At 51.4% G+C, this 22,709-nt stretch carries 21 protein-coding genes; 10 read left to right on the forward strand and 11 right to left on the reverse strand.

What is annotated here, in order from left to right:
• Both BN1044_RS16705 and BN1044_RS16710 read right to left on the reverse strand, forming a co-directional pair.
• Positions 1 to 1,762: alpha-galactosidase (locus BN1044_RS16705; protein ID WP_072309643.1), on the reverse strand; the 1,762-nt coding region annotated here is incomplete at its 3' end.
• On the reverse strand, positions 1,759 to 3,219 hold the full coding sequence (locus BN1044_RS16710; protein WP_247650271.1) for an MFS transporter: 1,461 nt from the start codon (positions 3,217 to 3,219) through the stop codon (positions 1,759 to 1,761). The genes BN1044_RS16705 and BN1044_RS16710, both read right to left, overlap by 4 nt.
• A gap of 762 nt (positions 3,220 to 3,981) precedes the next feature.
• On the opposite strand from BN1044_RS16710, the gene agaR reads away from it, so the two are divergent.
• From agaR to BN1044_RS16755, 9 genes are all read left to right on the forward strand, one after another.
• Entirely contained in the window at positions 3,982 to 4,755 is a 774-nt protein-coding gene (gene agaR / locus BN1044_RS16715) for a transcriptional repressor AgaR (RefSeq protein WP_043495353.1), read from the forward strand.
• A gap of 43 nt (positions 4,756 to 4,798) precedes the next feature.
• Complete coding sequence (locus BN1044_RS16720) at positions 4,799 to 6,115, forward strand: D-tagatose-bisphosphate aldolase, class II, non-catalytic subunit (RefSeq protein WP_072309645.1); 1,317 nt, start codon at positions 4,799 to 4,801, stop codon at positions 6,113 to 6,115.
• The gene (locus BN1044_RS16725; protein WP_072309646.1) at positions 6,112 to 7,290 is read left to right on the forward strand and encodes an SIS domain-containing protein; all 1,179 of its coding nucleotides are present in this window, start codon (positions 6,112 to 6,114) and stop codon (positions 7,288 to 7,290) included. The genes BN1044_RS16720 and BN1044_RS16725 overlap by 4 nt, the downstream gene beginning before the upstream one ends.
• A gap of 17 nt (positions 7,291 to 7,307) precedes the next feature.
• Positions 7,308 to 7,790, forward strand: a complete 483-nt coding sequence (gene agaV, locus BN1044_RS16730; protein WP_072309647.1) for a PTS N-acetylgalactosamine transporter subunit IIB — start codon at positions 7,308 to 7,310, stop codon at positions 7,788 to 7,790.
• 12 nt (positions 7,791 to 7,802) lie between these two features.
• On the forward strand, positions 7,803 to 8,594 hold the full coding sequence (gene agaW / locus BN1044_RS16735) for a PTS N-acetylgalactosamine transporter subunit IIC (protein ID WP_025800283.1): 792 nt from the start codon (positions 7,803 to 7,805) through the stop codon (positions 8,592 to 8,594).
• Entirely contained in the window at positions 8,584 to 9,477 is an 894-nt protein-coding gene (locus BN1044_RS16740; RefSeq protein ID WP_025800282.1) for a PTS system mannose/fructose/sorbose family transporter subunit IID, read from the forward strand. The genes agaW and BN1044_RS16740 overlap by 11 nt, the downstream gene beginning before the upstream one ends.
• Positions 9,478 to 9,486: 9 nt before the next feature.
• The gene (gene agaF / locus BN1044_RS16745) at positions 9,487 to 9,930 is read left to right on the forward strand and encodes a PTS galactosamine/N-acetylgalactosamine transporter subunit IIA (RefSeq protein WP_072309648.1); all 444 of its coding nucleotides are present in this window, start codon (positions 9,487 to 9,489) and stop codon (positions 9,928 to 9,930) included.
• Between the two features lie 12 nt (positions 9,931 to 9,942).
• Positions 9,943 to 10,797 carry a tagatose bisphosphate family class II aldolase gene (locus BN1044_RS16750; RefSeq protein WP_025800280.1) on the forward strand — a complete coding sequence of 285 codons (855 nt, stop codon included), beginning with the start codon at positions 9,943 to 9,945 and terminating at the stop codon, positions 10,795 to 10,797.
• A 426-nt stretch (positions 10,798 to 11,223) separates the two neighbouring features.
• Positions 11,224 to 12,543 carry a polysaccharide deacetylase family protein gene (locus BN1044_RS16755; protein ID WP_072309649.1) on the forward strand — a complete coding sequence of 440 codons (1,320 nt, stop codon included), beginning with the start codon at positions 11,224 to 11,226 and terminating at the stop codon, positions 12,541 to 12,543.
• 150 nt (positions 12,544 to 12,693) lie between these two features.
• On the opposite strand, the gene panD is transcribed toward BN1044_RS16755, so the two are convergent.
• The 9 genes from panD to thpR form a co-directional block, all read right to left on the reverse strand.
• The gene (gene panD / locus BN1044_RS16760) at positions 12,694 to 13,074 is read right to left on the reverse strand and encodes an aspartate 1-decarboxylase (RefSeq protein ID WP_008814566.1); all 381 of its coding nucleotides are present in this window, start codon (positions 13,072 to 13,074) and stop codon (positions 12,694 to 12,696) included.
• Positions 13,075 to 13,201: 127 nt separating this feature from the next.
• Positions 13,202 to 14,062 (reverse strand): pantoate--beta-alanine ligase, encoded by an 861-nt coding sequence (panC, locus tag BN1044_RS16765; RefSeq protein WP_072309650.1) that lies wholly within the window; start codon positions 14,060 to 14,062, stop codon positions 13,202 to 13,204.
• Between the two features lie 68 nt (positions 14,063 to 14,130).
• Positions 14,131 to 14,925: a 3-methyl-2-oxobutanoate hydroxymethyltransferase gene (gene panB, locus BN1044_RS16770; RefSeq protein WP_072309651.1), complete on the reverse strand. Its 795-nt coding sequence runs from the start codon at positions 14,923 to 14,925 to the stop codon at positions 14,131 to 14,133.
• A 221-nt stretch (positions 14,926 to 15,146) separates the two neighbouring features.
• Positions 15,147 to 15,626, reverse strand: a complete 480-nt coding sequence (gene folK / locus BN1044_RS16775) for a 2-amino-4-hydroxy-6-hydroxymethyldihydropteridine diphosphokinase (protein WP_072309652.1) — start codon at positions 15,624 to 15,626, stop codon at positions 15,147 to 15,149.
• Entirely contained in the window at positions 15,623 to 17,017 is a 1,395-nt protein-coding gene (gene pcnB, locus BN1044_RS16780; RefSeq protein WP_217492954.1) for a polynucleotide adenylyltransferase PcnB, read from the reverse strand. Before pcnB ends, folK begins: the two co-directional genes overlap by 4 nt.
• 151 nt (positions 17,018 to 17,168) lie before the next feature.
• Complete coding sequence (gluQRS, locus tag BN1044_RS16785; protein WP_072309654.1) at positions 17,169 to 18,044, reverse strand: tRNA glutamyl-Q(34) synthetase GluQRS; 876 nt, start codon at positions 18,042 to 18,044, stop codon at positions 17,169 to 17,171.
• Positions 18,045 to 18,195: 151 nt separating this feature from the next.
• Positions 18,196 to 18,651 carry an RNA polymerase-binding protein DksA gene (dksA, locus tag BN1044_RS16790; RefSeq protein WP_046458922.1) on the reverse strand — a complete coding sequence of 152 codons (456 nt, stop codon included), beginning with the start codon at positions 18,649 to 18,651 and terminating at the stop codon, positions 18,196 to 18,198.
• A 192-nt stretch (positions 18,652 to 18,843) separates the two neighbouring features.
• Positions 18,844 to 19,551: a DNA/RNA nuclease SfsA gene (gene sfsA, locus BN1044_RS16795; protein WP_072309655.1), complete on the reverse strand. Its 708-nt coding sequence runs from the start codon at positions 19,549 to 19,551 to the stop codon at positions 18,844 to 18,846.
• Between the two features lie 56 nt (positions 19,552 to 19,607).
• On the reverse strand, positions 19,608 to 20,168 hold the full coding sequence (thpR, locus tag BN1044_RS16800; RefSeq protein WP_072309656.1) for an RNA 2',3'-cyclic phosphodiesterase: 561 nt from the start codon (positions 20,166 to 20,168) through the stop codon (positions 19,608 to 19,610).
• A gap of 91 nt (positions 20,169 to 20,259) precedes the next feature.
• Between thpR and hrpB the strand changes: the two genes are divergently transcribed.
• A complete protein-coding gene (hrpB, locus tag BN1044_RS16805) occupies positions 20,260 to 22,698 on the forward strand; it encodes an ATP-dependent helicase HrpB (RefSeq protein ID WP_072309657.1) in 2,439 nt (812 codons plus the stop codon).
• The last annotated feature ends 11 nt before the right edge of the window (positions 22,699 to 22,709 follow it).

A 22,709-nucleotide genomic window follows, 5' to 3' on the forward strand; every position in this document is an offset into this window, starting at 1 on the left:
CAGAGCGACCCATTTGGTGGTTTGGCACTTCGGAGACGTGTGCGCACTGCATAATGGGTGGATAAAGCAGGCTGGTAGCGTGCTGGATATACACTCTGGAGGCCGCATCGGTGTTATCACTGACCCATGCCTGTGGCATGTAATAAAGCATCCCGGGATCGAAACGCCCGCCCCCGCCAGCACAGCATTCGAATAGAATATGTGGAAAACGCGTGACGAGTGCATCGAGTAGGGAATAGAGGCCAAGGATATAGCGATGTGCTGTCTCTTGTTGCTGCTCGGCAGGCATCACACATGAGCCCACTTCGCTCATATTGCGGTTCATATCCCACTTAATGTAATCAATGGGGTGTTTTTCGAGAAATATGCTCATTTGCGACAGAATATTGTCGCGTACTTCTGCGCGGCCAAGATCCAAAATGTATTGATTGCGCCCTTCTGACAGCGGTTGTTCCCCTGCGCATATCACCCAGTCGGGATGCTGAGTGAAGAGCTGGCTGCGGCGTGAGATCATTTCCGGTTCAAACCACAGACCAAACTTCATCCCCTGCTGATGGACTTTATCAATCAGCGGGCGCAGGCCCTGTGGAAATTTCTTCTGATTCACAAACCAGTCACCCAGAGAACGGGTGTCGTCATTGCGTTCGCCAAACCAGCCGTCATCGAGCATTAAAAGCTCCACGCCGAGCTGTTTAGCATTGCGTGCAAACGTTAAGAGCTTTTCTTCGTTAAAGTCAAGATAGGTTGATTCCCAATTATTCGCCAGAATCGGGCGAGGTTGATGGCGATGTTGTCCGCGTACCAGATTATTGCGATAGAGCTGGTGCAGCGCCTGAGAAAGGCCATTCAGCCCAGTATCGCTCCATACCATAACGGCTTCTGGCGTTTGGAATGATTCGTTTGGCCGTAGCTGCCAGCCAAATCCGTGAGGATTAATACCTAAGAGCAGTCGCGTTTGCTGATAGGCATCGACCTCGGTGCGAGCGGTAAAGTTGCCGCTGTACACAAGATGTAGGGCCCAGACCTCTCCCTGCATTTCAGTGGTTTCTGGACGCACGAGGCCAATAAACGGTTGCTGATGTGTGCTGCTGGCTCCACGTTTGCTATCGAGCACCACAATGCCTGGATTTAGCGGCTGGCGATGAAGCTGCCGCTCTCGTGCCCAAGCGCCAGGAAACTGGATCTGTTGATAGTGACTATCGGGGAAATCAACCGCGCAGCTCAGCGCGCGCAGCAAGCGCAGTGGCTGTTTGCCTCGGTTAATGAGGCGAGCGGAGCGGGTGATGACGGGATGATCGCGAAACAGGGTATAGCTTAACTCTACCTGTAAATGCGTCACCGGATCGGCCAGCGTAATCGTCAGGGTTTGTGCTTCATCATCCGTTTCTACCCACGTGCTAGGCAGCCCTTCCAGTCGTGGCTTGCCCTGAACAATGTGATGTGACACATAATGCAGATTGCTTACCTGTGTTCCATCCGCGTAGCGCACTTCAAAGGCGGGCTCTCGGTAATCCCCTGCGCCGTGCCCCGGATATTCCTGCAGAACGGTATCTAAAGAAAACGTTCTGTCTGGCCATGCCGCTGGCGTGGGGGAGAACGATGAGCGATCCAGTTTGGGATAATCATGGTATTGATTAAACGCAGCCACGCGTTTGCCCCAATAGCAATGCACCAAATAACGCTGATGCTCAATGCCTAATACATAGCTGATGTGCTGATTACACAGGTGAAAAGTTTGCTGTTCGGCATTCCAGATAATCATGAATTTGCCCCTGAATTTTGGCTAATATTGCGTTGCTGAATATCGTCGAGGATTTCGTAGAATCTGCGTTCGGTAATCTCATAGCTTGATAAAGGTATTAAACTAATGAGCGTCAACGCGCCGGGAATAAGGGTAAACAGCAGGCCAATCCACATAGCCGTATTGGTCGCTTGCACGGTATGAGGAATATAACCCGCCCACGACAGCATGAATCCACCAATGGCACCACCAATAGCGCCAGAAAGTTTGGTTTTAAAAATATTAAGTGAAAAAACCATACCTTCAGAACGGTTGCCGCTGGCCCATTCACCGTATTCCACACAGTCTGCCACCATGGAATAAAGTGCAATTTGTCCAACGCCGCCACAGAATGGGGCTACTGCACCGATGATGAATATAAGGGTGATGTTTCCTTGAAAGAAAAATAGCAGCATGCAGGCTAGAGCCATAACGGCGCTGCTATATATCGCGGTATTTTTCTTGCCAATTTTGGCTGATATAAAAGGAGATACGACGGCACCGCCGACCTGTGCAATCATTGATACCGTAAGAAATACGCCAAGCGCCATTTCTGCGTTGAGATTGTAGATGAAAAAATAAAGTTGGAATGTGCCACGGATAACGCCAATCATTTCTAATAAAAACATACCGGTCAACAATAAACGCAGCGGTCTATGTCGTTTTAATAATATCCAAAATCCTTTGAAGCTTTGGCGTTCTTTGCGTGGCACGGAGTGTTTTTCTTTTACGCCGAAAAAAGTAATCAACATACACACTAAAAATATCAGGCTATATATTATGGCGACAGCCCACCAACTCCCCATATATTTCACCAGCCATAGCGTGCTTGCACTGACAGACAGAAAACCAAATGTGGCAATGGTTCTAGGGATAGTAATCACCTTGGTTCTTTCTGTGGGATCTTGTGTTATTGCAGCCGAGAGCGACCAGTAAGGGATATCAATAATGGCAAAGCAGATGCTCCATAAAATATAGGTTGAGTAAGCATAAACCAGTTTCCCTGCCTCTGAAAAATCGGGACTGATAAAACAGGCAACGGTGGTCAGTGAAACTAAAATACTGCCAATCAAAATCCACGGCCTAAATTTCCCCATTTTGGTATGGGTGTTATCAACTAAAATTCCGAGTGCAATATCTGTTGCGCCATCGACTAAGCGGGCAATTAAAAATAATAAACCGACGGCCGCTGCTTTTATACCAAAGCTATCGGTGTAATAAAGCATGAGATAAATAGCGATAAATGCATACATCACATTGGCGCCAAAACTTCCCAGTCCGTAAGATATTGCGGTAGTCCATGAAACTTTATCTGTTGGGTATCGTTTTTCTTTTGGTTTTTCTTGTGTTGAATTGACTATATCCATATAACACTCCGGCACTAAAAAGTGGGTTATCGGGTATGAAAGGTATTTTTTAAAGGTAACGGGTAATACCAACGTAATGAGAGTAGAGGATTAAAATAGGTGGGGTTTTGCGTAGGTACTCAAGTTTTAGTAAACAGAGATCACTAATTGTTGTGAACGCGCTCGTCATTGATGAACGATAATGATGCCTCCGATAGAAAAATAGAGTGTTTAATCTATGAATTAAAAGATTATATTTCTGTGGTTGGGTAAATTAGTTAAATATCTATTTATAAGGTTCTTTGGTTATTAATTTTATTTCATTCATGGGTTTTATTGTAAATTAAAAGTTATTTAATTAGGTTATATTTGGTGGGCGGAACCGATAAGGGATTTTATATAATACTCGCACCGGCTTTTTATATATGGCTATTCCCAATATGGACGAATAGCCGATTCTGCCTTTCATGTCTCAGGTCGCCCAGCTACACAATGTTTCCGAAAAACGTCGGCGGTGCGCTTCAAAATATCGGTCAAATTCAAAATATGTGACCTCCATCACTTCACTAAATAAAATCTTAATCCTTCGCGGCAAAAGAACCTGCTTTCGTTTTTCAACGTCTGTTTTTCTCTGTCAGAAGCGCTAGATAGCCCTTCAACTCACAAAATTTCCTCTTCGTTGTTTCGTTGCCTGGCTTTCATTGTATTTTACATCGAAAGGTTTTTTGGCCTATTTTGCCCAAAAAGTAGGCTGTAACCGCGATCACAATTTCACTTCACAGCCTTTGCTGTAATGCATTCGAAAGAGAGCGAAAGCTTCTTTACTCAAACATCACACTCCAAGGAGTCATGGATATGACGTTAGATACCGTAAAACGCCGCGAACAGATTATTGACCTGTTGTGTCACGAGGGCAGCGTACGCGTTGAACCTCTCAGCGCGCGGTTTGGGGTATCGAGCGTCACCATCCGTAATGACCTGCGTTATCTGGAACAAAAAGGCTGTGCGCTGCGCTCTTATGGCGGCGCCATGCTTAATCAGCAATTCGCGTTTGATCGACCTTTGCAAGATAAAGGGCGTATGAACCGCGACGTTAAATCGCGTATCGCAGCCAAAGCGGCAGAGTACGTGAAAGACGGCGACACGCTGATTTTAGATTCTGGATCAACCACGACGCAGATTACGCCACACCTTAAAGGGCGGCGCGATCTGGTGGTCATGACCAACGCGTTGAACATCGCCTATGAACTGGCGGGGTTTGAACGGATTGAAGTGATGGTGCTGGGCGGAAGCGTTCGTCAGAACTCCTATTCGCTCTATGGTCCGGCTGCAGAACAGCAATTGCGTCAACATCGCTTTGATACCTTATTTCTTGGCGTCGATGGGTTTGACCTGGAAGCAGGGATAACCACGCCACATACCGGCGAAGCTCACCTCAATCGCGTGATGTGCGAGGTGGCGCACGAAATTATCGCGGTGGTGGACTCCAGTAAATTTGGTCGCAAAAGCTTCTGCATGATCCGTGAGGCCGGTCAGATCCACCGGCTGATCACTGATAGCCGGATCCCCGACAACTACAAGCGGGCATTAACGGAACTCGGCGTAGAAGTGATTATTGCCGACGACTGATCGATATCCTTGATCGATTAAATAATGCCTGCATGGAGACATCATGCAGCCTTTGTTACAGCTTATCCGTCGCCACAAATCGGGCGAGGCGGTGGGGATCTATTCGGTCTGTTCCGCGCATTCGTGGGTACTCGAAAGTGCCTTACTGCTGGCTAAAGCCCGCCACAGCGCGGTATTGATTGAAGCGACCTCAAATCAGGTCAATCAGTTTGGCGGCTATACCGGGATGACTCCCGCGCAGTTCCGTGATGCGGTTTGGGCACAGGCCGATCGCATTGGATTGCCACGCGATCGGGTGTGGTTAGGAGGCGATCATCTTGGGCCCAACGCTTGGCAGGATCGCAGCGCTGATGAAGCCATGCAGCTCGCTGAAACGCTGATCCATGATTACGTGAGCGCCGGTTTTCGCAAGATCCATCTTGATTGTTCCATGTCATGCCTCGGCGATCCTGTTCCTCTGGGAGATACGGAAGTTGCCGCGCGGGCGGCCCGTTTGTGTGCGGTGGCAGAGAGCGCGTGGCAGCAGGCGGGCGGTGAACGTCCGGTGTATGTGATTGGCACCGAAGTTCCAGTTCCCGGCGGGGCTCAAGAAGACATGGAAGGCATGCAGGTCACCACGCCGCAGGCCGCGGCGACCACGTTAGATATCCATCAAAAAGCATGGCGTAAGGCCGGGCTGGACAGCGTATGGGAAAGAGTGATTGCGCTGGTGGTACAGCCGGGCGTTGAGTTTGACCACCACAGCGTGGTGCATTACCAGCCGAATAAAGCGCAGGCGCTGAGTCAGTTTATCGAAAGCCAGCCGCATATGGTTTATGAAGCTCATTCCACCGACTATCAAACGCCGCACGCCTATCGCGAGCTGGTACGCGATCACTTTGCGATCTTAAAAGTGGGACCCGCCTTAACTTTTGCGCTACGTGAAGCCTTATTTGCTCTCGATCGTATCGATCGTGAATGGAACGGTGAGCTTAAAGCGGCACATCTACGCGACACGCTGGAACAGGTGATGCGCGAACAGCCGCAGCAGTGGAATCGCTATTACCACGGTTCGCCACACCAACAATTTATCGATCGCCAATACAGCCTCAGCGACCGCGTGCGCTATTACTGGCCTCATCCTCAGGTACAGCAAGCCGTTGATTTACTGATGAGTAATCTGCGTAGCCATCCGGTTCCGATGGCGCTGCTCAGCCAGTATCTCCCTGAGCAGGCACAGGCGCTGAACGCCGGAACGCTGGGTAAAGATCCACAGCAATGGGTTCTAGACAAAATACAGCGGGTGCTTTTGAGCTACGCCGAAGCCTGTGAACCCAAAGCTGAAACTATCCAATCTCAGGCGCAAGGAGCCTTAGCATGAGTGAGCTGTTTTCCTATTCTGAAGCATGGCTACATGAGCACCATGCGCTGCATACCGCGCGTGAAATCGATCAACAGCCACGCCTGTGGCGACAGCTACATCAGGAGTTGAGCGACAGTCAGGGACATTGGAAACCGTTCTTGCAGCCGCTATTAGCCGATCCAACGCTACAAATCGTGTTGTGCGGCGCAGGTTCCTCTGCGTTTGTTGGGCGAGCGCTGGCTCCTTGGCTGCGCGAGCAATGCAGTTTAGACGTGGTGGCCTATGGCACGACCGATATTGTGCCTTCGCCGCTGCAATATCTCGATCCAGAGCGGCCTACGCTGCTGGTGTCCTATGGGCGTTCGGGGAATAGCCCTGAAAGCGTCGCGGCCGTGCGCTTAGCCGATCAGATATTGCCGCATTGCCACCATTTAATGCTGACCTGTAATCCCGATGGTGAGCTGGCGCGCTACGCAGAAGGGCGACGTAACGTCTGCTCGCTGATTATGCCGCAGGGTTCGCACGATCAAAGTTTTGCCATGACCTCCAGCTTTAGCTGCATGACGCTGGCTACCGTTCTGCTGCTAGGGCCGTTAACGCTGGCGCAGAGCGCACCGGCACTACAACAGATGACCGCGTTGTGTAGTCGTGAACAACACCATTGGCAACAGCAGGTCAAAGTGCTGGCGAACAGCGGGTTTAAGCGCGCGATGGTCTTAGGCGGACGTTGTTTTACCGGTATCGCCGAGGAAGCCGCGCTGAAGATGCTCGAACTCACCGCCGGGCGGATTGCCACGCGCTATGACTCGCCAATGGGCGTGCGCCATGGACCGAAATTCATGGTGGACGGCGATACGCTGGTGCTGCTGATGATGTCTTCCGAGGCTTATTGCCACCGCTACGACGCTGATTTACTGCGTGAACTGCGCCATGACGATCTGGCTAAACAGATCGTGGCGCTCAGCGCTACGCCGGGAGATTTTCATACCGTACTCGATAGCGATCTAGATGATATCTGGCTGCTATTTCCTTATCTGATGTATTTACAGATGTTGGCGTTTGAAACGTCTTTGGCACTGGGCATGACGCCAGATAACCCGTGCCCGACAGGGGAAGTCAACCGCGTGGTGAAAGGGGTGGAAATCTATCCGTTTACCGCAGTTCGTTCCATCAACACTCATTTAGCAAAATAACAAGTCAGGAGTGGAGCATGTCGACCCCGAATATTTTAATGACCCGCATAGATAACCGATTAGTTCACGGGCAGGTAGGTGTGACGTGGACAAATACGCTAGGGGCTAATTTGGTATTGGTTGCCAATGACGCCGCAGCGGCCGATCCGGTACAGCAAAACCTGATGGATATGGTGGTGGCGGAAGGCGTTCAAACCCGCTATTTCACGCTGGAAAAAACTATCGACGTGATTCATAAAGCGGCCGATCGGCAGAAAATTTTCATCGTATGCAAAACCCCACAGGACGTTCTCACGTTGGTGAAAGGCGGAGTGCCAATCAATTTCGTCAACGTTGGCAATATGCACTTTGCCGAGGGAAAGCGGCAGATACACAAAACCGTATCCGTGAATGACAGCGATACGGCGGCGTTTCGCGAATTGGAGAAACTAGGTATCACCTGTGAAGTTCGGCGGGTGCCGGATGAGTCCGGTGAATCCATTGCCAAACTCTTAGCATAACGGGAGTAAACCATGTTTACAGATGCGTTATTGATTGGCTTATTAGCCGGACTGGCGGGGGTAGACCTGTTTGATGGTCTCACCCATTTCCATCGTCCGGTGGTGATTGGCCCGCTGGTTGGGCTGATTTTAGGCGATGTGCAAACCGGTCTGCTGGTCGGTGGTTCATTAGAGCTGGTTTGGATGGGAATGGTGCCGCTGGCGGGGGCTCAGCCGCCAAACGTGGTGATTGGCGGGGTGATTGGTACCGCGTTTGCCATTCTGACCCATGCCGACCCCAAAGTGGCGATAGGCATTGCGGTGCCTTTTGCTATCGCGGTGCAGGGCTGTATCACGCTGCTGTTCACGGCGTTTTCGCCGATGATGCACAAGTGCGACAAAATGGTGCAGGAGCTCAACTGGCGCGGCATTGAGCGCGTGAACTATCTCGGCATTGCGATCCTGTTCTGCTTCTACTTCATTGTGGCCTTCTTGCCGGTTTACTTCGGTGCCGACGCCGCCAGTGCGATGGTGCAGAAAGCGCCAACGTGGCTGCTGGATGGTCTGGCCGTTGCGGGCGGAATGATGCCTGCCATCGGTTTCTCACTGCTGATGAAAATCATGATGAAAAAGACCTATGTGGCTTATTTCATCCTCGGTTTTATTTCCGTGACCTTTCTCAATATGCCGATTATCGCCGTTGCTTTGGGCGCATTCGCCATCGCGTTGATCGACTTCTTTAACCGTTCCCGCAACGAACAGGATGGCGATACTAACGCGCCTTCTTCTTCGACTCATGCTCAGGAGATGGAAGATGGGATTTAATGACAACGAAGCTGTAATGGCGGCTAAAGCCGAGCAGCGTATGGCACAGGCCTTGGCGACCAGTCAGGTTGAGCAAGACGACTATATTGACAGCACGCCAGCGGAAGCCTTAACCAAGCAAGACCTAAATCGCATGGCGTGGCGTTCTCTGCTGTTACAAGCGTCGTTCAACTATGAGCGTATGCAGGCGGGCGGCTGGCTGTATACCCTCATTCCCGGCCTACGCAAGATCCATAAGAATCCTCAGGATCTGGCGAACTCAATGAAGATGCACATGGAGTTTATCAATGTGCATCCGTTCGATGTGACATTCCTGTCCGGCCTGGTGCTGGCAATGGAAGGCAGCAAAGAAAAGGTGTCTACCATCCGTGCAGTCAAAGTGGCGCTGATGGGGCCGTTGGGCGGCATTGGCGACGCGCTGTTTTGGCTTACGTTGCTGCCGATCTGCGCCGGTATCGGTGCTTCGTTAGCGCTTCAGGGCAGCCTGTTTGGGCCGATTGTTTTCCTCCTGATGTTCAACGTTGTGCATTTTGGTCTGCGTTTCGGGCTGGCTCACTACGGCTACCATGCGGGCACCAGCGCGTTGGCGCTGCTAAAAACCCACACCAAAAAAATATCTCATGCGGCATCGATTGTTGGGATGACGGTGATCGGGGCGCTGGTGGCGTCGTACGTTCATCTCTCCACGCCGTTGGTTATGCATGCCGGTAAAGCCAGCGTCGCGCTGCAGAAAGACGTGCTAGATAAGCTGATGCCCAATCTTCTGCCGCTGTGCTTCACGCTGCTGGTGTTCTGGCTAATGAAACGTGGTTTTTCACCGGTGAAACTGATCGGTTTAACGGTGCTGTTTGGCGTGGTAGGCAAGTTTATTGGATTCCTTTAAGGAGGCGCGATGTTAGGTCTAGTGATTACCGGGCATGGCCGCTTTGCCAGCGGCCTGTTGCAGGGCGTGGAACAGGTGGTTGGTGAGCAGTCTCAGTGCTGTGCGGTGGATTTCCCTGAAGGCGTGAGTACCGCTGAACTGATGGTGATGTTAGAGCAAGCCTGTGCGGCCTGTGACAGCGGAGAAGGCGTGGTGATCCTGAGTGATTTATTGGGTGGCTCGCCGTTTCGGCAGGCCGCGATAATTGCTAAACAACATGCAGATTATCAAGTGATTACCGGCACCAATATGCAGCTTGCGGCAGAGATGATGCTAGAGCGAGAAGGGATGAACCCGCAGTCGTTTCGCGATATGGCGCTGGAGTGCGGGCGACGCGGTGTGACCAGCCTGTGGCACGAAGAACAAAAGTGCAATCAACAACAAAATGATTCTGTCAGCTTAGACGGTATTTAAGGAGCCCATTTTATGTACCTGATTTCAAACCGGGAAATGCTCAAAAAGGCTCAGCGCGAAGGTTACGCGGTACCCGCATTCAACGTTCATAATTTAGAAACGGTTCAAGTGGTGGTGGAAACCGCCGCCGCGCTGAGATCGCCGGTGATTTTGGCCGGTACCCCAGGCACATTTACCTACGCAGGCACCGATTATCTGGTGTCTATATGCCAGGAAGCCGCCCACCTGCATGATTTGCCGTTGGCGCTGCATTTGGATCACCACGAGAAACTGGATGATATTCGCGCCAAAGTGACCGCCGGCGTGCGGTCGGTCATGATTGATGGTTCGCACTTTGCGTTTGAAGAGAATATTCGCACGGTGGCTGAAGTGGTGCGCCTATGTCAGCGTTATGACGTGAGCGTGGAGGCGGAACTGGGGCGGTTAGGCGGGCAAGAAGATGACCTGAACGTTGACAGCGCAGACAGCTTCTTTACCGATCCTGCCGCCGCACGTGAGTTTGTTCAGCGCACTGGCATTGATTCCCTTGCCGTGGCAATTGGCTCAGCGCACGGTTTGTACCACGGTGAACCGCATTTGGATTTTGCCCGCTTGGCCGAAGTGCGCAAGGCCGTTGATATACCGCTGGTGCTGCACGGCGCGTCGGGTATTCCAGAGCATATGGTGCGTGAAGCGATAGGGCTTGGGATCTGCAAAGTGAACGTGGCTACCGATCTGAAAATCGCTTTTGCGGATGCGGTAAAAAGCTACTTCACCGAGCACCCTGATGCGAACGATCCGCGCAAATATATCACGCCGGGTAAACAGGCCATGCGCGAAGTGGTCGAGGAAAAGATTCGAATTTGTGGCAGCGAGGGGAAGCTTTGATCAAAAACGTTAAGGTCTTGTTTGCTCTTTTTCCCCAAGACTTAAGCTAAAAAACAGCCGAGGCTTTGGGATTTCTTTTTCTGATCGTCTTCGTTATAGAGCCACCAGCATGGATGCTGGCGGCAGGTCGATGGCGCACAGGATGTACGCTCTGAGACCGTTCGGCCAAGCGACTCAGTAAAAAGGACTCGGGTGTAGGGTTCGCGTCCTGACGAACCCTACCCGTACGCCTGCACCAGAGTTATATGAAAAAACCAATGTGGAGAGGCGGGCGGAATATTGCCTTAATTCATCATAGGTTATATCCATAGCTCTCGATTACCGGTGCTATTTTTTAACCATGCATCAAACCCATCACCCATGCTATTCTGTTGTTCCTGAATGATTTCTTTGCCTGATGGCACCTGACTTTTCTAAATATAAAAAATGAAGCTATTTCAATCAATAACAGCCGGATTGCTGTTTTCTCTTTACATTATTTTTATTCCGCAAACGGCTTTTGCAGACCTATTGCCTGAGAGCTGGCAGCAATATCAATACATGCAAGCTGAGCGTGATAGTGAAATCTATTCGCTGGTGGGAGAGCATGTGATCCCCGTGGGGCAAATTAAGCAGGGACAGGTGCTGAACGTCTTTCAAGCCGACGCGGAGTATTACGAATTTCGCTTTGGCAACGGCACTGGCTTTATTGCGCGAGAAGACCTGAGCGAGCGCAAGAATCCTGAAGCGCCGCGTGATAATTTGGGCGATCTGCGCAAGAAAAGTTTTCAAAATCTTGTTACTAGCCGCCCGGTGACCGTGTATAGCCAAGCTGATAATCAAAGTACGCCAGTCGCTACGCTGGAGGAAAACCTGCGTTACCCGATCCTGAACAAACAAAAGGATCGTCTTAATCAGACATGGTATGAAATCAACTTAGGCGATCGCCTTGGCTATGTGAGTGAGCTGGACGCGGAGTTGGATAACGGCATTGCGGTGCTGACGTATCATCATATCTTGAAAAATGAAGAGAATAAGCGTTTTCGTCATACGTCGACCACGACCTCCGACGTGGCATTTAGCAACCAAATGGCCTATTTGAAACAGGCGGGTTATACCACGCTCTCTATGTATCAGTTGGAAGGCTACTTAAACGGCACCATGAATTTACCTGCCAAGGCGGTGGTGCTGACGTTTGATGATGGACTCAAATCGGTCTATCGCTATGCGTATCCGGTGCTCAAACAGAATGGGCAACGCGCTACGGCGTTTATTATCTCTTCTCGCATCAAACGCCATCCGCAGGCTTGGAACCCTAACGGGTTACAGTTCACCAGCATTTCAGAACTGCGTGAAATGCAGGATGTATTTGATATTCAGTCGCATACACACTTTTTGCATCGCGTGAGTGCGAACAAACAGCCAATTTTATTCAGCCGTTCTTATCATAATATTTTGTTTGATTTCCAACATTCGAGAAGGGCGCTTTCGCAGTTTAATCCGCATGTTCAATACTTGTCGTATCCCTTCGGTGGCTATAACCAAAAGGCGATGGATGCGGCGCGTGATGCAGGATTTCATCTGGCGGTGACGACGGTCAAAGGAAGGGTTCGAATGGGGGATAACCCGTTCGCGCTGAAGCGTTTATATGTGCTGCGTACGGATTCGGTGCAAAGCATGGCGTCATTGATTGCTAACAAGCCACAGCCGGTGCCAGAAAAGCCGGATGCTGGAGTGGTTAAGGTGCCTGCGGCGGCGGTGAAATAAAATTTTGCTGTTGTGAAAAACCCCCTCCCAACCTCCCCCTTGGCAGAGGGAGTCGCCGCTCGAGATTCATATAAACATCACCGAACGGTTCTCTCCCCTGTGAAGGGGAGGGTTAGGGTGGGGTCAATGAGAGCCGGGGGAAATAAAGAATTACGCCACCTGCACGGGAACGGCTTTTGCCAAGCGCTTCATCACATTATCACCTTCAAAATAGGCAACTTTAGGGTTGTGTGAGCGAGCCTGTTCATCAGACATCTGTACGTAAGAACAGATGATCATGGTATCGCCAACGCATGCACAGCGAGCCGCAGCGCCGTTGACGGAAATAATTTTTGAACCGCGTTCGGCGGCAATCGCGTAGGTCGAGAAGCGCTGACCGTTATCTACGTTGTAGATATCGATGGCTTCATATTGCAGGATCCCCGCTGCGTCTAAAAAATCCTGATCGATAGCGCAGGAACCTTCGTAGTGCAAATCTGCCTGAGTCACTTTGACGCGGTGCAGTTTGCCTTGCAACATAGTGCGTACCATAACAATACCTTCATTAACATCTATTGATGGCAGCCATCTCTGAAACCAGAGACGGCAATTCTCTTTATTACCGATTAAGTGGTCTACTATATTTTAATAAAAAAGTTTACCACTGTATGCAAAACAATTAGCTTTCGGCGTTGAACGGCACGCGCATGTTATCAATCAGACGCGCTTTACCTAACCATGCAGAAACTAAAATCACCGCGGTTTGTGTATCCACATTTACGTCTAGCAGAGTGTCAGCGTCGCGAACGAACAGTTCGTCAGGTTGCAAACCGGCTTCCCGCAAGCGTCCTGCAGTTTGTTCTAACAGCTCGTCGATGTTGCGTTCGCCGTTTTCCAACTGAGTCGCTAAATGACTCATGATGTTATACAGGCGAGGGGCTAGGCGACGTTCGTCAGGCGTGAGGTAGCCATTACGTGAGCTCAGCGCCAGCCCATCCTGACCGCGAACGATAGGCACGCCCACGATATCAATATCAAAACTGAGGTCGGCAACCATTTTGCGGATCAGCGCCAACTGCTGGAAATCTTTCTCACCGAAACAGGCAATATCTGGCTGGATGAGATTGAACAGTTTGCTCACGATGGTGGAGACACCGCGAAAATGTCCCGGACGGCTTGCGCCTTCCAGCATGGTAGAGAGTGACGGTACATCGACATAGGTCTGCTGTTCTAAGCCTTTCGGATAGATTTCTTTTTCAGACGGAGCGAAGACCAAATCCACGCCTAGGCGCGTTAATTTTTCACAATCTTCCTGCAATGTACGCGGATAGCGAGCGAGGTCGTCAGGGCGATCAAACTGCATCGGATTCACAAATACGCTGACGACAACGATATCAGCTCGTGCTTTTGCTTCTTCAACCAGCGTGAGATGACCTTCGTGCAGATTTCCCATGGTGGGTACTAGTGCAACACGCTTGCCTTCGTGGCGCCAACGGCGAATTTCACGGCGTAGCAAAGGGATTGTTTCAATGATTAACACAGTGGTTCTCCAAACTTATGAGCCACGCTAACCTCCCTTTAACGAGAGGCTAGATGCAGGCTTACAGATTAGTTGAAAGTATGTTCCGCTGCCGGATACAAACCCTGTTCAACCTCTTCAATGTATAGACGAATGGCAGCACGAATATCGCTTTGGCCTGCTAAGAAGTTCTTGGCAAACTTAGGGGTATGTCCACCGGTGATCCCCAAGGCGTCGTGCATGACTAAAATCTGGCCGTCGGTGTCTTTACCTGCACCAATACCGATAACCGGAATGCGTAGCGCTTCGGTGATGGTTTTTGCCAGTGCCGCAGGCACACACTCTAAAACCAGCAGTTGAGCACCGGCTGATTCCAATGCCAGCGCATCTTCGAGCAGCTTATCGGCACCGTCTTTATCACGGCCCTGAACTTTATAGCCGCCAAAAATATTTACAGATTGCGGCGTTAAGCCAAGGTGCGCACAAACCGGCACTGCGCGCTCGGTCAGCATTTTCACCGTTTCAGCTAGCCAGCTACCGCCTTCCAGTTTGACCATATTGGCACCGGCTCGCATCAGCGTGGCTGAATTCATGCAGGCTTGTTCCGCTGTGGCATAGGTCATGAAAGGCAAATCGGCGAGCAAAAGGCAGTGTGGTGCGCCATGACGCACGGCGCGCGTATGGTAGGCGATATCTTCAATGGTGACAGGCAGCGTAGAATTATGCCCTTGCAGCGTCATTCCGAGAGAATCCCCGACTAACATGACGCGGATGCCCTGATCTTCAAACAGCTTAGCAAAGCTGGCATCGTAAGCGGTGATGGTGGCGAATTTTGTTTTTTGTTGTTTTAACTGTAACAGATGGGTGATGCTGGTCGGCTTCATGGTGTCCCCTGACGGCTTCATTCAGAGTGAAACAAAAGCGCATTCTAAGAGATGTTATGCCCTAGGGATAGCGCTTTATCGGCATACCGCACGGGAAAGGTATTAGGGCGAAAATATCAGTAACTTATGGAAATAGAAAGGGAATTAGGTAAATTAGCTAGGAAAGGATATATGTCTGGTAGTAATTATTTATAGCTATTTCATTGATATAACTATGGCCACTACCACCGCGTGAGTGGTTCAGCGCCGAGCTGTGCGATGACAGATTGCAGGCTTTCGCCGGTGGGAAAATGCAATTCGGGGGCAATCTCAGCCAGTGGATATAACATGAATTGCCGATTTTTCATGTCGTAATGCGGTACGGTTAAGCGGTCGGTATTTATTATTTCATCGCCGAACAGCAAGATATCGAGATCTAAGGTACGCGGCCCCCAGCGTTCATCTTTACGAACGCGGCCGTGCTCCAGCTCGATTTTTTGCGTATGGTCTAGCAGATTTTCAGCCGGTAAGTCCGTGTCTAATGCCACTACCGCATTCAGGTAATCAGGCTGATCCTGAGGCCCGAGCGGTGGTGTGCGATATAGCGATGAGGTTGCAATCAGCTTCGTCTGCGGCAGTTCGGCCAGCGCGTTAAGCGCTGACTGAACCTGATGCAGTGGATTAGCCAAGTTGCTGCCTAAGGCTATATAGACGCGTGTCATTCGCTGCTGCCTTCACGACGCGGTGCACGACGACGTGGGCGACGCGGACGGCGACGAACACCATCATCTCCCAACTCATTCGCCATGCTCTTCTGACGTGTTAGAGGCGCTTTCTGGAACTCGTCCCACCACTGCGTCAAACGCTGTAGCTCATGGTTATTCTCCGCCTGCGCACGCAGCGCCAGCAGATCAAAGGCTGCACGGAACTTCGGTTGTTCCATCAGTTTGTGAGCACGTTTGCCCTGACGGCGAGATAAACGCAGTTGCAATGACCAAATATCACGCACTAATGCGGTAATACGTTTTGGAATAGCCAGCGTGCGGCATTGTTCATCCAATATATCGTTCATCGCTAATGCAAAAGCGTCGTAGTAGGTCAGACCGCTCTCGTCATTGATTTTCTGCGCCAGCTCAATCAGTGGATACCACAGCATAGCCGCAAAGAGGAATGCCGGATTCACGCGCATATCGTTTTGCAAACGATGATCGGTGTTTTTCAGCACCTGATTAATGATGCGTTCCATCGGGCTATCGCCGTTTGGCGTGAAATGGCGCGCAATGACTGGGAATAGCGGTTGGAACAACTGGTATTCACACAGCAGCGTGTAAGTGGCGAAGCCATAGCCGGATTGCAGCAGTTTCAACGACTCTTCAAACAGACGTGCCGATGGGATCTCATGTAGCAGCGACGCTAAACGTGGGATCGGTTCGCCGGTTTGTGGACAGATGCTCATGTCCAGTTTGGCAGCAAAACGTACCGCACGCAGCATGCGTACAGGATCTTCACGGTAGCGAGTTTCAGGATCGCCAATCAGGCGAATACGGCCTTCCTGCAAATCACGCAGGCCACCGGTGTAATCACGCACCGTGAAATCTGAAATACTGTAATACAGGCTGTTGATGGTGAAATCGCGACGCTGGGCATCTTCTTCGATGTTGCCATAGACGTTGTCGCGCAGCAGCATGCCGTTCTGGGCCTGCTGGGAGATATTTTTGCCATCACCGGCGTGTTCATGGTGGCCACGGAAGGTGGCAACTTCGATAATTTCAGGGCCGAACATCACATGGGCCAGGCGGAAGCGGCGGCCAACGAGACGACAATTACGGAACAGTTTGCGTACTTGTTCCGGCGTCGCGCTGGTGGTGATGTCAAAATCTTTAGGCTGTTTACCGAGCAGCAGATCGCGCACGCCGCCACCAACCAGATACGCTTCGTATCCTGATTTGTTCAGGCGATAGAGAACCTTGAGGGCGTTCTCACTGATTTGTTGGCGCGAAATGTTATGTTGATCGCGCGGGATCACCGTCATTGAACGTGACTCCTCCGCTTGTGCGCTCTCCGCCTCTCGGCTTAAAACCTTACGGCAAAAGTTGGCGACTCGGGTAAAAATGGTGCACCTCGATAGTGTCTTGTTAGTCGTATGCTCTGAATCATTCAAGCCCTAGCTAATGCCAGCAACTTAAGGTCTGATGAGTATATGCAGAAAAAATAGCGGGTCATCATAGCCTAAGCAGGGCATTTTGAGAATGCCGCTGATAAATTCACGGCATTAATCGTGAGTTTTTGGGTATTTGCTGCACGTCCCAGTGGGCTACTGCATATTCTAGCAGCGCTTCGGTACTTAAATCTTCCCAACTCTTTGGTGCCGACTGCCCCAAAAAGCCAAGTGCAGAAACGATCACGGGGCGAGGATCGCTCATCGGAATCGGCTCGGCGTGATTCTGTTTCGACAGCTTATTCCCATCGTGATTTAGCGCCAAAGGTAGATGCAGATAACGTGGTGCCAGCCAACCTAACTGCTGGTACAGCGTCATCTGACGCACCGTCGGTTCAATAAGATCGGCACCACGGACGATCTCAGTAACGCCTTGAAAATGATCGTCCACCACGACGGCCAGATTATAGGCAAACAGGCCATCGCGTCGGTGAATAATAAAATCCTCTTCCGCCATGGCGCTATCGGCGGCCAGCCAGCCATGGAGCACGTCTTCAAATCCATACACCGGATCGGTTTGCTGCAAGCGCAGCGCGGCGTGCTCAGGCCCCAAATGCAGAGCGCGGCAGTGACCATCGTAAAATCCACCGAGGGAATGAATACGACTGCGGGTGCAGGTGCAGAAATAGGCTTTGTGCTCGTGGCGCAGGGAGTCGAGTGCGGCACGGTGGGCATCATGGCGGTGCGATTGATACAGCACGCTGCCATCCCAGTGCAGTTGATAGTGTTCAAGCGTGCGCAAAATACGGCTCGCGGCGCCGGGAACTTCGCGCGGCGGATCGATATCTTCGATGCGGACGAGCCAACGGCCTTGCTGTGAGCGAGCTTGTAAATAACTACCGAGAGCGGCGATAAGCGAACCAAAGTGTAAATCACCGGATGGAGAGGGGGCAAAGCGGCCAATATAATGATGTGATGGCATGGGTTTGATGAATTTCGTTACGTCGGCGTCATGCCGCAGAACGGGAAGAATTCACCACGGTGTTGGCTTCCTGCATTAACGCCGTGGTGAGGCTGGGTAAGAGAAACCATCAACGCCCGTAGAGGGCGTTGGAGGATCTTAATATCCCAGATTAACCAGCCATCTGCTTTTCGCGGATTTCAGCCAGAGTTTTACAGTCGATGCAGAGATCGGCCGTAGGGCGCGCTTCTAAGCGACGAATACCGATCTCAACACCGCAAGACTCACAGAAGCCGAAATCGTCGTCTTCGACTTTCTTCAGAGTTTTTTCGATCTTTTTAATCAGTTTGCGCTCACGATCGCGGTTGCGCAGTTCTAAGCTGAATTCTTCTTCCTGTGCCGCACGGTCTACCGGGTCCGGGAAGTTCGACGCCTCGTCCTGCATATGGGACACAGTGCGGTCAACTTCGTCACGGAGCTGGTTGCGCCACGCTTCAAGAATCAGTTTGAAATGAGCCAACTGGGCTTCATTCATGTACTCTTCGCCTGGCTTCTCTTGGTACGGCTCCACCCCAGCGATGGCGAGAATGCTTAAGGACGACGGTTTACGGTTTTGCCCTTCTTGCATGTTGCTTCTCCTACATAACACGCATTAGCGATCCCCAAACGGGGGAAAAATCAGGCCGCTATAAATAGCAGATGCCGTTAACGTTGGCAATTATTCCTGCATAATGCTTGACAATGGTGTGAAGGACGGCGTATTTGGCGAGCTGCTCTGCGTTTTTTGTCGTTTTTTTCAACAGAAGACGAAATAGCTGGCTCAGGACAACCCAAACGGCAGTGGGATGTTTAGCTCCATTCCTTCCGCGTTAATCTGCGCACCATAGCATATAACTTCTACGCCAAGCGCACAGGCTTGCGCCAGTAATTCCGCGTATTGCGGGTCAATATGTTGTGCTGGCGCAACCTTCGTAATACCGGTATGCAGTACGGCAAAAAACAGTACTGCGCGTTGTCCGTTTTGTACCTGCAGCGCTAGCTCCCGAAGGTGCTTTTGCCCGCGTAGCGTAACAGCATCAGGAAAGTAACCACAATCCTGTTCTAGCAGGGTCACAGACTTAACCTCAATATAGCAGTCAGGTTGATTTTCTGCCTGTAATAACAAGTCGATACGGCTATTTTCTTCACCGTAGCGAACCTCGGTGCGCAGTTTTGTGTAACCAGATAATTCTTTGATGCGCCCAGCCTCGATGGCTTCCTGCACTAACGTATTGGCACGCATGGTATTTACACAGATCCAATGATCTTGCTGAGTCTGAGTGAGCTCCCAAGAATGTGCATATTTTCGTTTTGGGTTGTCAGAGGTGGAATACCAAACCGTATCCCCCGGCGTTGCACAACCTGTCATGGCACCGGTATTGGCACAGTGCATTGTCATTTCAGTGCCGTCATTAAGGCGAACGTCGGCTAAAAAACGTTTGTAGCGTTGAAGCAAGCGCGCTGATTTTAGCGAGGGGGAAAAAATCATAAGTTCTCTCTATGTTTTTTTTCTTTCTATATATATGTCGAGATTATTCTGAAAATTCAGTGTTCCGCGTTTTCTGCCGGTTTTTTCGGCGTCATGAGCGGCCAAGCGGCAATTTGCTCGTAGCGGGTTCGGCCACGGCGGAACTCCGACGAGTAGAGCGCGAAATATTCAAAATCAATCGGCCAATGAAACCCTGATGGCGGGAGTGCTACGGCTTTCGTCGCCCCGCGTAGCAGCGTGACATGAGGATGAAACGGTAGTGGGCTTTGATAACAACCGCTACGTGCAGCCTGCGATCGTAAAAGTTCGGCCAATTGCAGCAGCCCACGCGGTGCTCTGCGAGTGCCTAGCCAGACCACTCCTGCGCCCGGCCAGTGGCCCGCGTCGTCGAGATCGAGGCTAAAAGCAGGCTGTTTGATCCGCGCAGCCATATTTTGTAGGGCCTGAGATTTTTGTTCGCTGATGTCACCTAAAAATGCCAACGTAATGTGTAGATTGGCGGCGACGACAGGACGGCCTGCTTCGGCAGAGAACTGTTCTGCACGCCATTTAACCAACGCGCGTTGGGTTTTGGGCGGTATCGGTAAGGCAAAAAATAGGCGGCGGGTATCAGACATGCTTTCTGGTTTCTCTTAGTTTCACCGCTGAATGCTACAATGCCGTCTAGTCGATGTTAAAGCATTTAATCCTAATTAGTTTGGAGCCCTCGTGTCTTTACTCCCTGTTGCTGCGGTTCTTGAATCATTATTGGCCGCGCTGCAATCTTCAGCTCAGGTGCTACTGAATGCACCAACCGGTGCGGGTAAGTCTACGTGGCTGCCGTTGCAATTGCTCAAGGCTGGCTGGCTGAACGGTAAAATCATCATGCTTGAGCCTCGCCGGTTGGCCGCTCGCAGCGTGGCTCATCGCTTAGCGCAACAGCTGGGTGAAAATGTGGGTCAAACCGTGGGTTACCGCATGCGTGCCGAAACCAAAGTCAGCGCGCAAACGCGGCTGGAAGTGGTTACCGAAGGTATTTTGACCCGAATGCTTCAGCAAGATCCCGAGCTATCAGGCGTATCGCTAGTTATTCTTGATGAATTTCATGAACGCAGCTTGCAGGCTGATTTAGCGTTGGCGCTGTTGTTGGATGTGCAGGAGGGATTGCGTGACGATCTGCGTTTGCTGATTATGTCTGCCACGCTAGACGACGCGCGTCTTACACATTTGCTGCCCGATGTGCCGGTGATCCGTTCCGAAGGGCGGAGCTTTCCCGTAGTGCGCAGTTACATGCCGGTGTCAGCGCATGAGCGGCTAGATCAAAGCGCCTCGCATGCCGCATTGAATTTGTTACGCCAAGAATTAGGCTCGCTGCTGCTGTTTTTGCCCGGCGTGGGAGAAATCAAGCGCACTGCCGAACTGCTCGAACAGCGCGTGGATGCCAATACCGATATTTGCCCGCTTTATGGGGCATTGCCGCTGGCTGAACAGCAGAAGGCAATTGATCCGTCACCGGCGGGGCGGCGCAAAGTGGTGCTGGCTACCAATATTGCGGAAACGAGTTTAACCATCGACGGCATTCGTTTGGTCATCGACAGCACGCTTGAGCGTGTCAGCCAATTTGATGTGCGAAGTGGGCTCACTAAGCTGGTCACGCAAAGAACCAGTCAGGCTTCCATGACGCAGCGTGCCGGACGCGCAGGGCGCTTAGAGCCGGGGATCTGTTGGCACTTAATGGCGGCAGAACAGGCCGAACGTACCGCAGAATATAGCGAAGCCGAAATTCTCCATAGCGATCTGAGCGGCCTATGGCTGAATCTTTTGCAGTGGGGATGTCACGATGTCTCTCAGTTAAAATGGCTGGATACGCCGCCGTCTGCGGCGATTTCTGCGGCGCAGCGGCTGCTATTTCAGCTAGGCGCCATTAATGAACAGGGCGGCTTAACCCCTACAGGCCGCGCTATGAGCGATGCCGGTAGCGATCCGCGTTTGGCTGCAATGCTGTGTGCCGCACAAAGTGCCGGTGAGGATGCGCTCGCCACGGCGGCGCTGCTGGCCGCCATCATCGAAGAGCCACCGCGCAACGGTGGTGTTGATCTACGCAATGCGCTTTATCACCCGCAGAGTCATTGGCAACGCCGCGCTAATCAGCTGACTAAGCGTTTGGGGAACGGTCAGGGCCGCGTAGCGCTTGACGATGCCGCGTTTTGGCTTGCTCATGCCTTTCCCGATCGTATTGCCAATCTACGTGGACAAGATGGGCGTTATTTGTTGGCGAATGGTCTGGGTGCGGCAATGGCAGCCGATGATGCGCTGGCACGTACGCCATGGTTGATTGTGGCGAATCTTTTGCAGGGCGTGAATAACAGCGAAGCGCGTATTTTGCTGGCGTTGCCTTGTGATATTGAGCTGTTGGCGACGCGCCTGCCGCACCTGATCAGCGAGCAAACCAGCGTGGAATGGGATGACGCGAAAGGTACACTACGCGCATGGAAACGCCAGCAGCTAGGGCGCTTAGTGATCAAAGCACAGCCGCTGGCTAAACCATCGGCTGAGGAATTGTCGCAGGCGCTACTAAATTGGGTTCGCAATCAGGGAATTAGCGCTTTGAATTGGAGCGACTCTGCCAAGCAGCTGCGTTTACGGTTACAGTGTGCAGCGCAGTGGTTACCAGAAGTTAACTGGCCTGCGGTAGATGATGATAGTCTGCTGGATTCGTTAGAAAGCTGGCTATTGCCTGCGCTAGACGGTGTGCGCGATCTGCGCGGTTTACAGAATATCAATCTGACCGAAGCTCTGCTGACCTTAATGGATTGGTCGATGCGACAACGTCTAGATACTGCGCTGCCGACTCATTACACTGTGCCGACAGGATCGCGTTTACCGCTACAGTATTTTAGCGATAAACCACCGGTATTAGCCGTGCGCTTGCAGGAAGTATTTGGCGAGCAGCACAGCCCTAAAATTGCCGAAGGGCGAGTGGCGTTAGTGTTGGAATTACTCTCGCCAGCCCATCGCCCGCTGCAAATTACCCGGGATTTGGCTGCGTTTTGGCAGGGCTCATACCGTGAAGTGCAAAAAGAGATGAAAGGGCGTTATCCAAAACATGCATGGCCGGACGATCCGGGAAATGCGCTGCCGACGCGTCGGACGAAACGCTATCAGTAAGAAATTCCTAC

It is taken from the genome of Hafnia alvei, from assembly GCF_900095695.1.
Classification (GTDB): Bacteria; Pseudomonadota; Gammaproteobacteria; order Enterobacterales; family Enterobacteriaceae; genus Hafnia; species Hafnia alvei_B.

Bases quoted from the DNA above. Each gene is read 5' to 3' on its own strand.
- BN1044_RS16750 (WP_025800280.1), top strand. From the start codon at position 9,943: ATGTACCTGATTTCAAACCGGGAAATGCTCAAAAAGGCTCAGCGCGAA.
- agaF (WP_072309648.1), top strand. From the start codon at position 9,487: ATGTTAGGTCTAGTGATTACCGGGCATGGCCGCTTTGCCAGCGGCCTG.
- agaV (WP_072309647.1), top strand. From the start codon at position 7,308: ATGTCGACCCCGAATATTTTAATGACCCGCATAGATAACCGATTAGTT.
- panB (WP_072309651.1), bottom strand. From the start codon at position 14,925: ATGAAGCCGACCAGCATCACCCATCTGTTACAGTTAAAACAACAAAAA.
- sfsA (WP_072309655.1), bottom strand. From the start codon at position 19,551: ATGATTTTTTCCCCCTCGCTAAAATCAGCGCGCTTGCTTCAACGCTAC.
- agaR (WP_043495353.1), top strand. From the start codon at position 3,982: ATGACGTTAGATACCGTAAAACGCCGCGAACAGATTATTGACCTGTTG.
- BN1044_RS16725 (WP_072309646.1), top strand. From the start codon at position 6,112: ATGAGTGAGCTGTTTTCCTATTCTGAAGCATGGCTACATGAGCACCAT.
- BN1044_RS16720 (WP_072309645.1), top strand. From the start codon at position 4,799: ATGCAGCCTTTGTTACAGCTTATCCGTCGCCACAAATCGGGCGAGGCG.
- panD (WP_008814566.1), bottom strand. From the start codon at position 13,074: ATGGTACGCACTATGTTGCAAGGCAAACTGCACCGCGTCAAAGTGACT.
- gluQRS (WP_072309654.1), bottom strand. From the start codon at position 18,044: ATGCCATCACATCATTATATTGGCCGCTTTGCCCCCTCTCCATCCGGT.
- agaW (WP_025800283.1), top strand. From the start codon at position 7,803: ATGTTTACAGATGCGTTATTGATTGGCTTATTAGCCGGACTGGCGGGG.
- folK (WP_072309652.1), bottom strand. From the start codon at position 15,626: ATGACACGCGTCTATATAGCCTTAGGCAGCAACTTGGCTAATCCACTG.
- thpR (WP_072309656.1), bottom strand. From the start codon at position 20,168: ATGTCTGATACCCGCCGCCTATTTTTTGCCTTACCGATACCGCCCAAA.
- BN1044_RS16740 (WP_025800282.1), top strand. From the start codon at position 8,584: ATGGGATTTAATGACAACGAAGCTGTAATGGCGGCTAAAGCCGAGCAG.
- dksA (WP_046458922.1), bottom strand. From the start codon at position 18,651: ATGCAAGAAGGGCAAAACCGTAAACCGTCGTCCTTAAGCATTCTCGCC.
- BN1044_RS16755 (WP_072309649.1), top strand. From the start codon at position 11,224: ATGAAGCTATTTCAATCAATAACAGCCGGATTGCTGTTTTCTCTTTAC.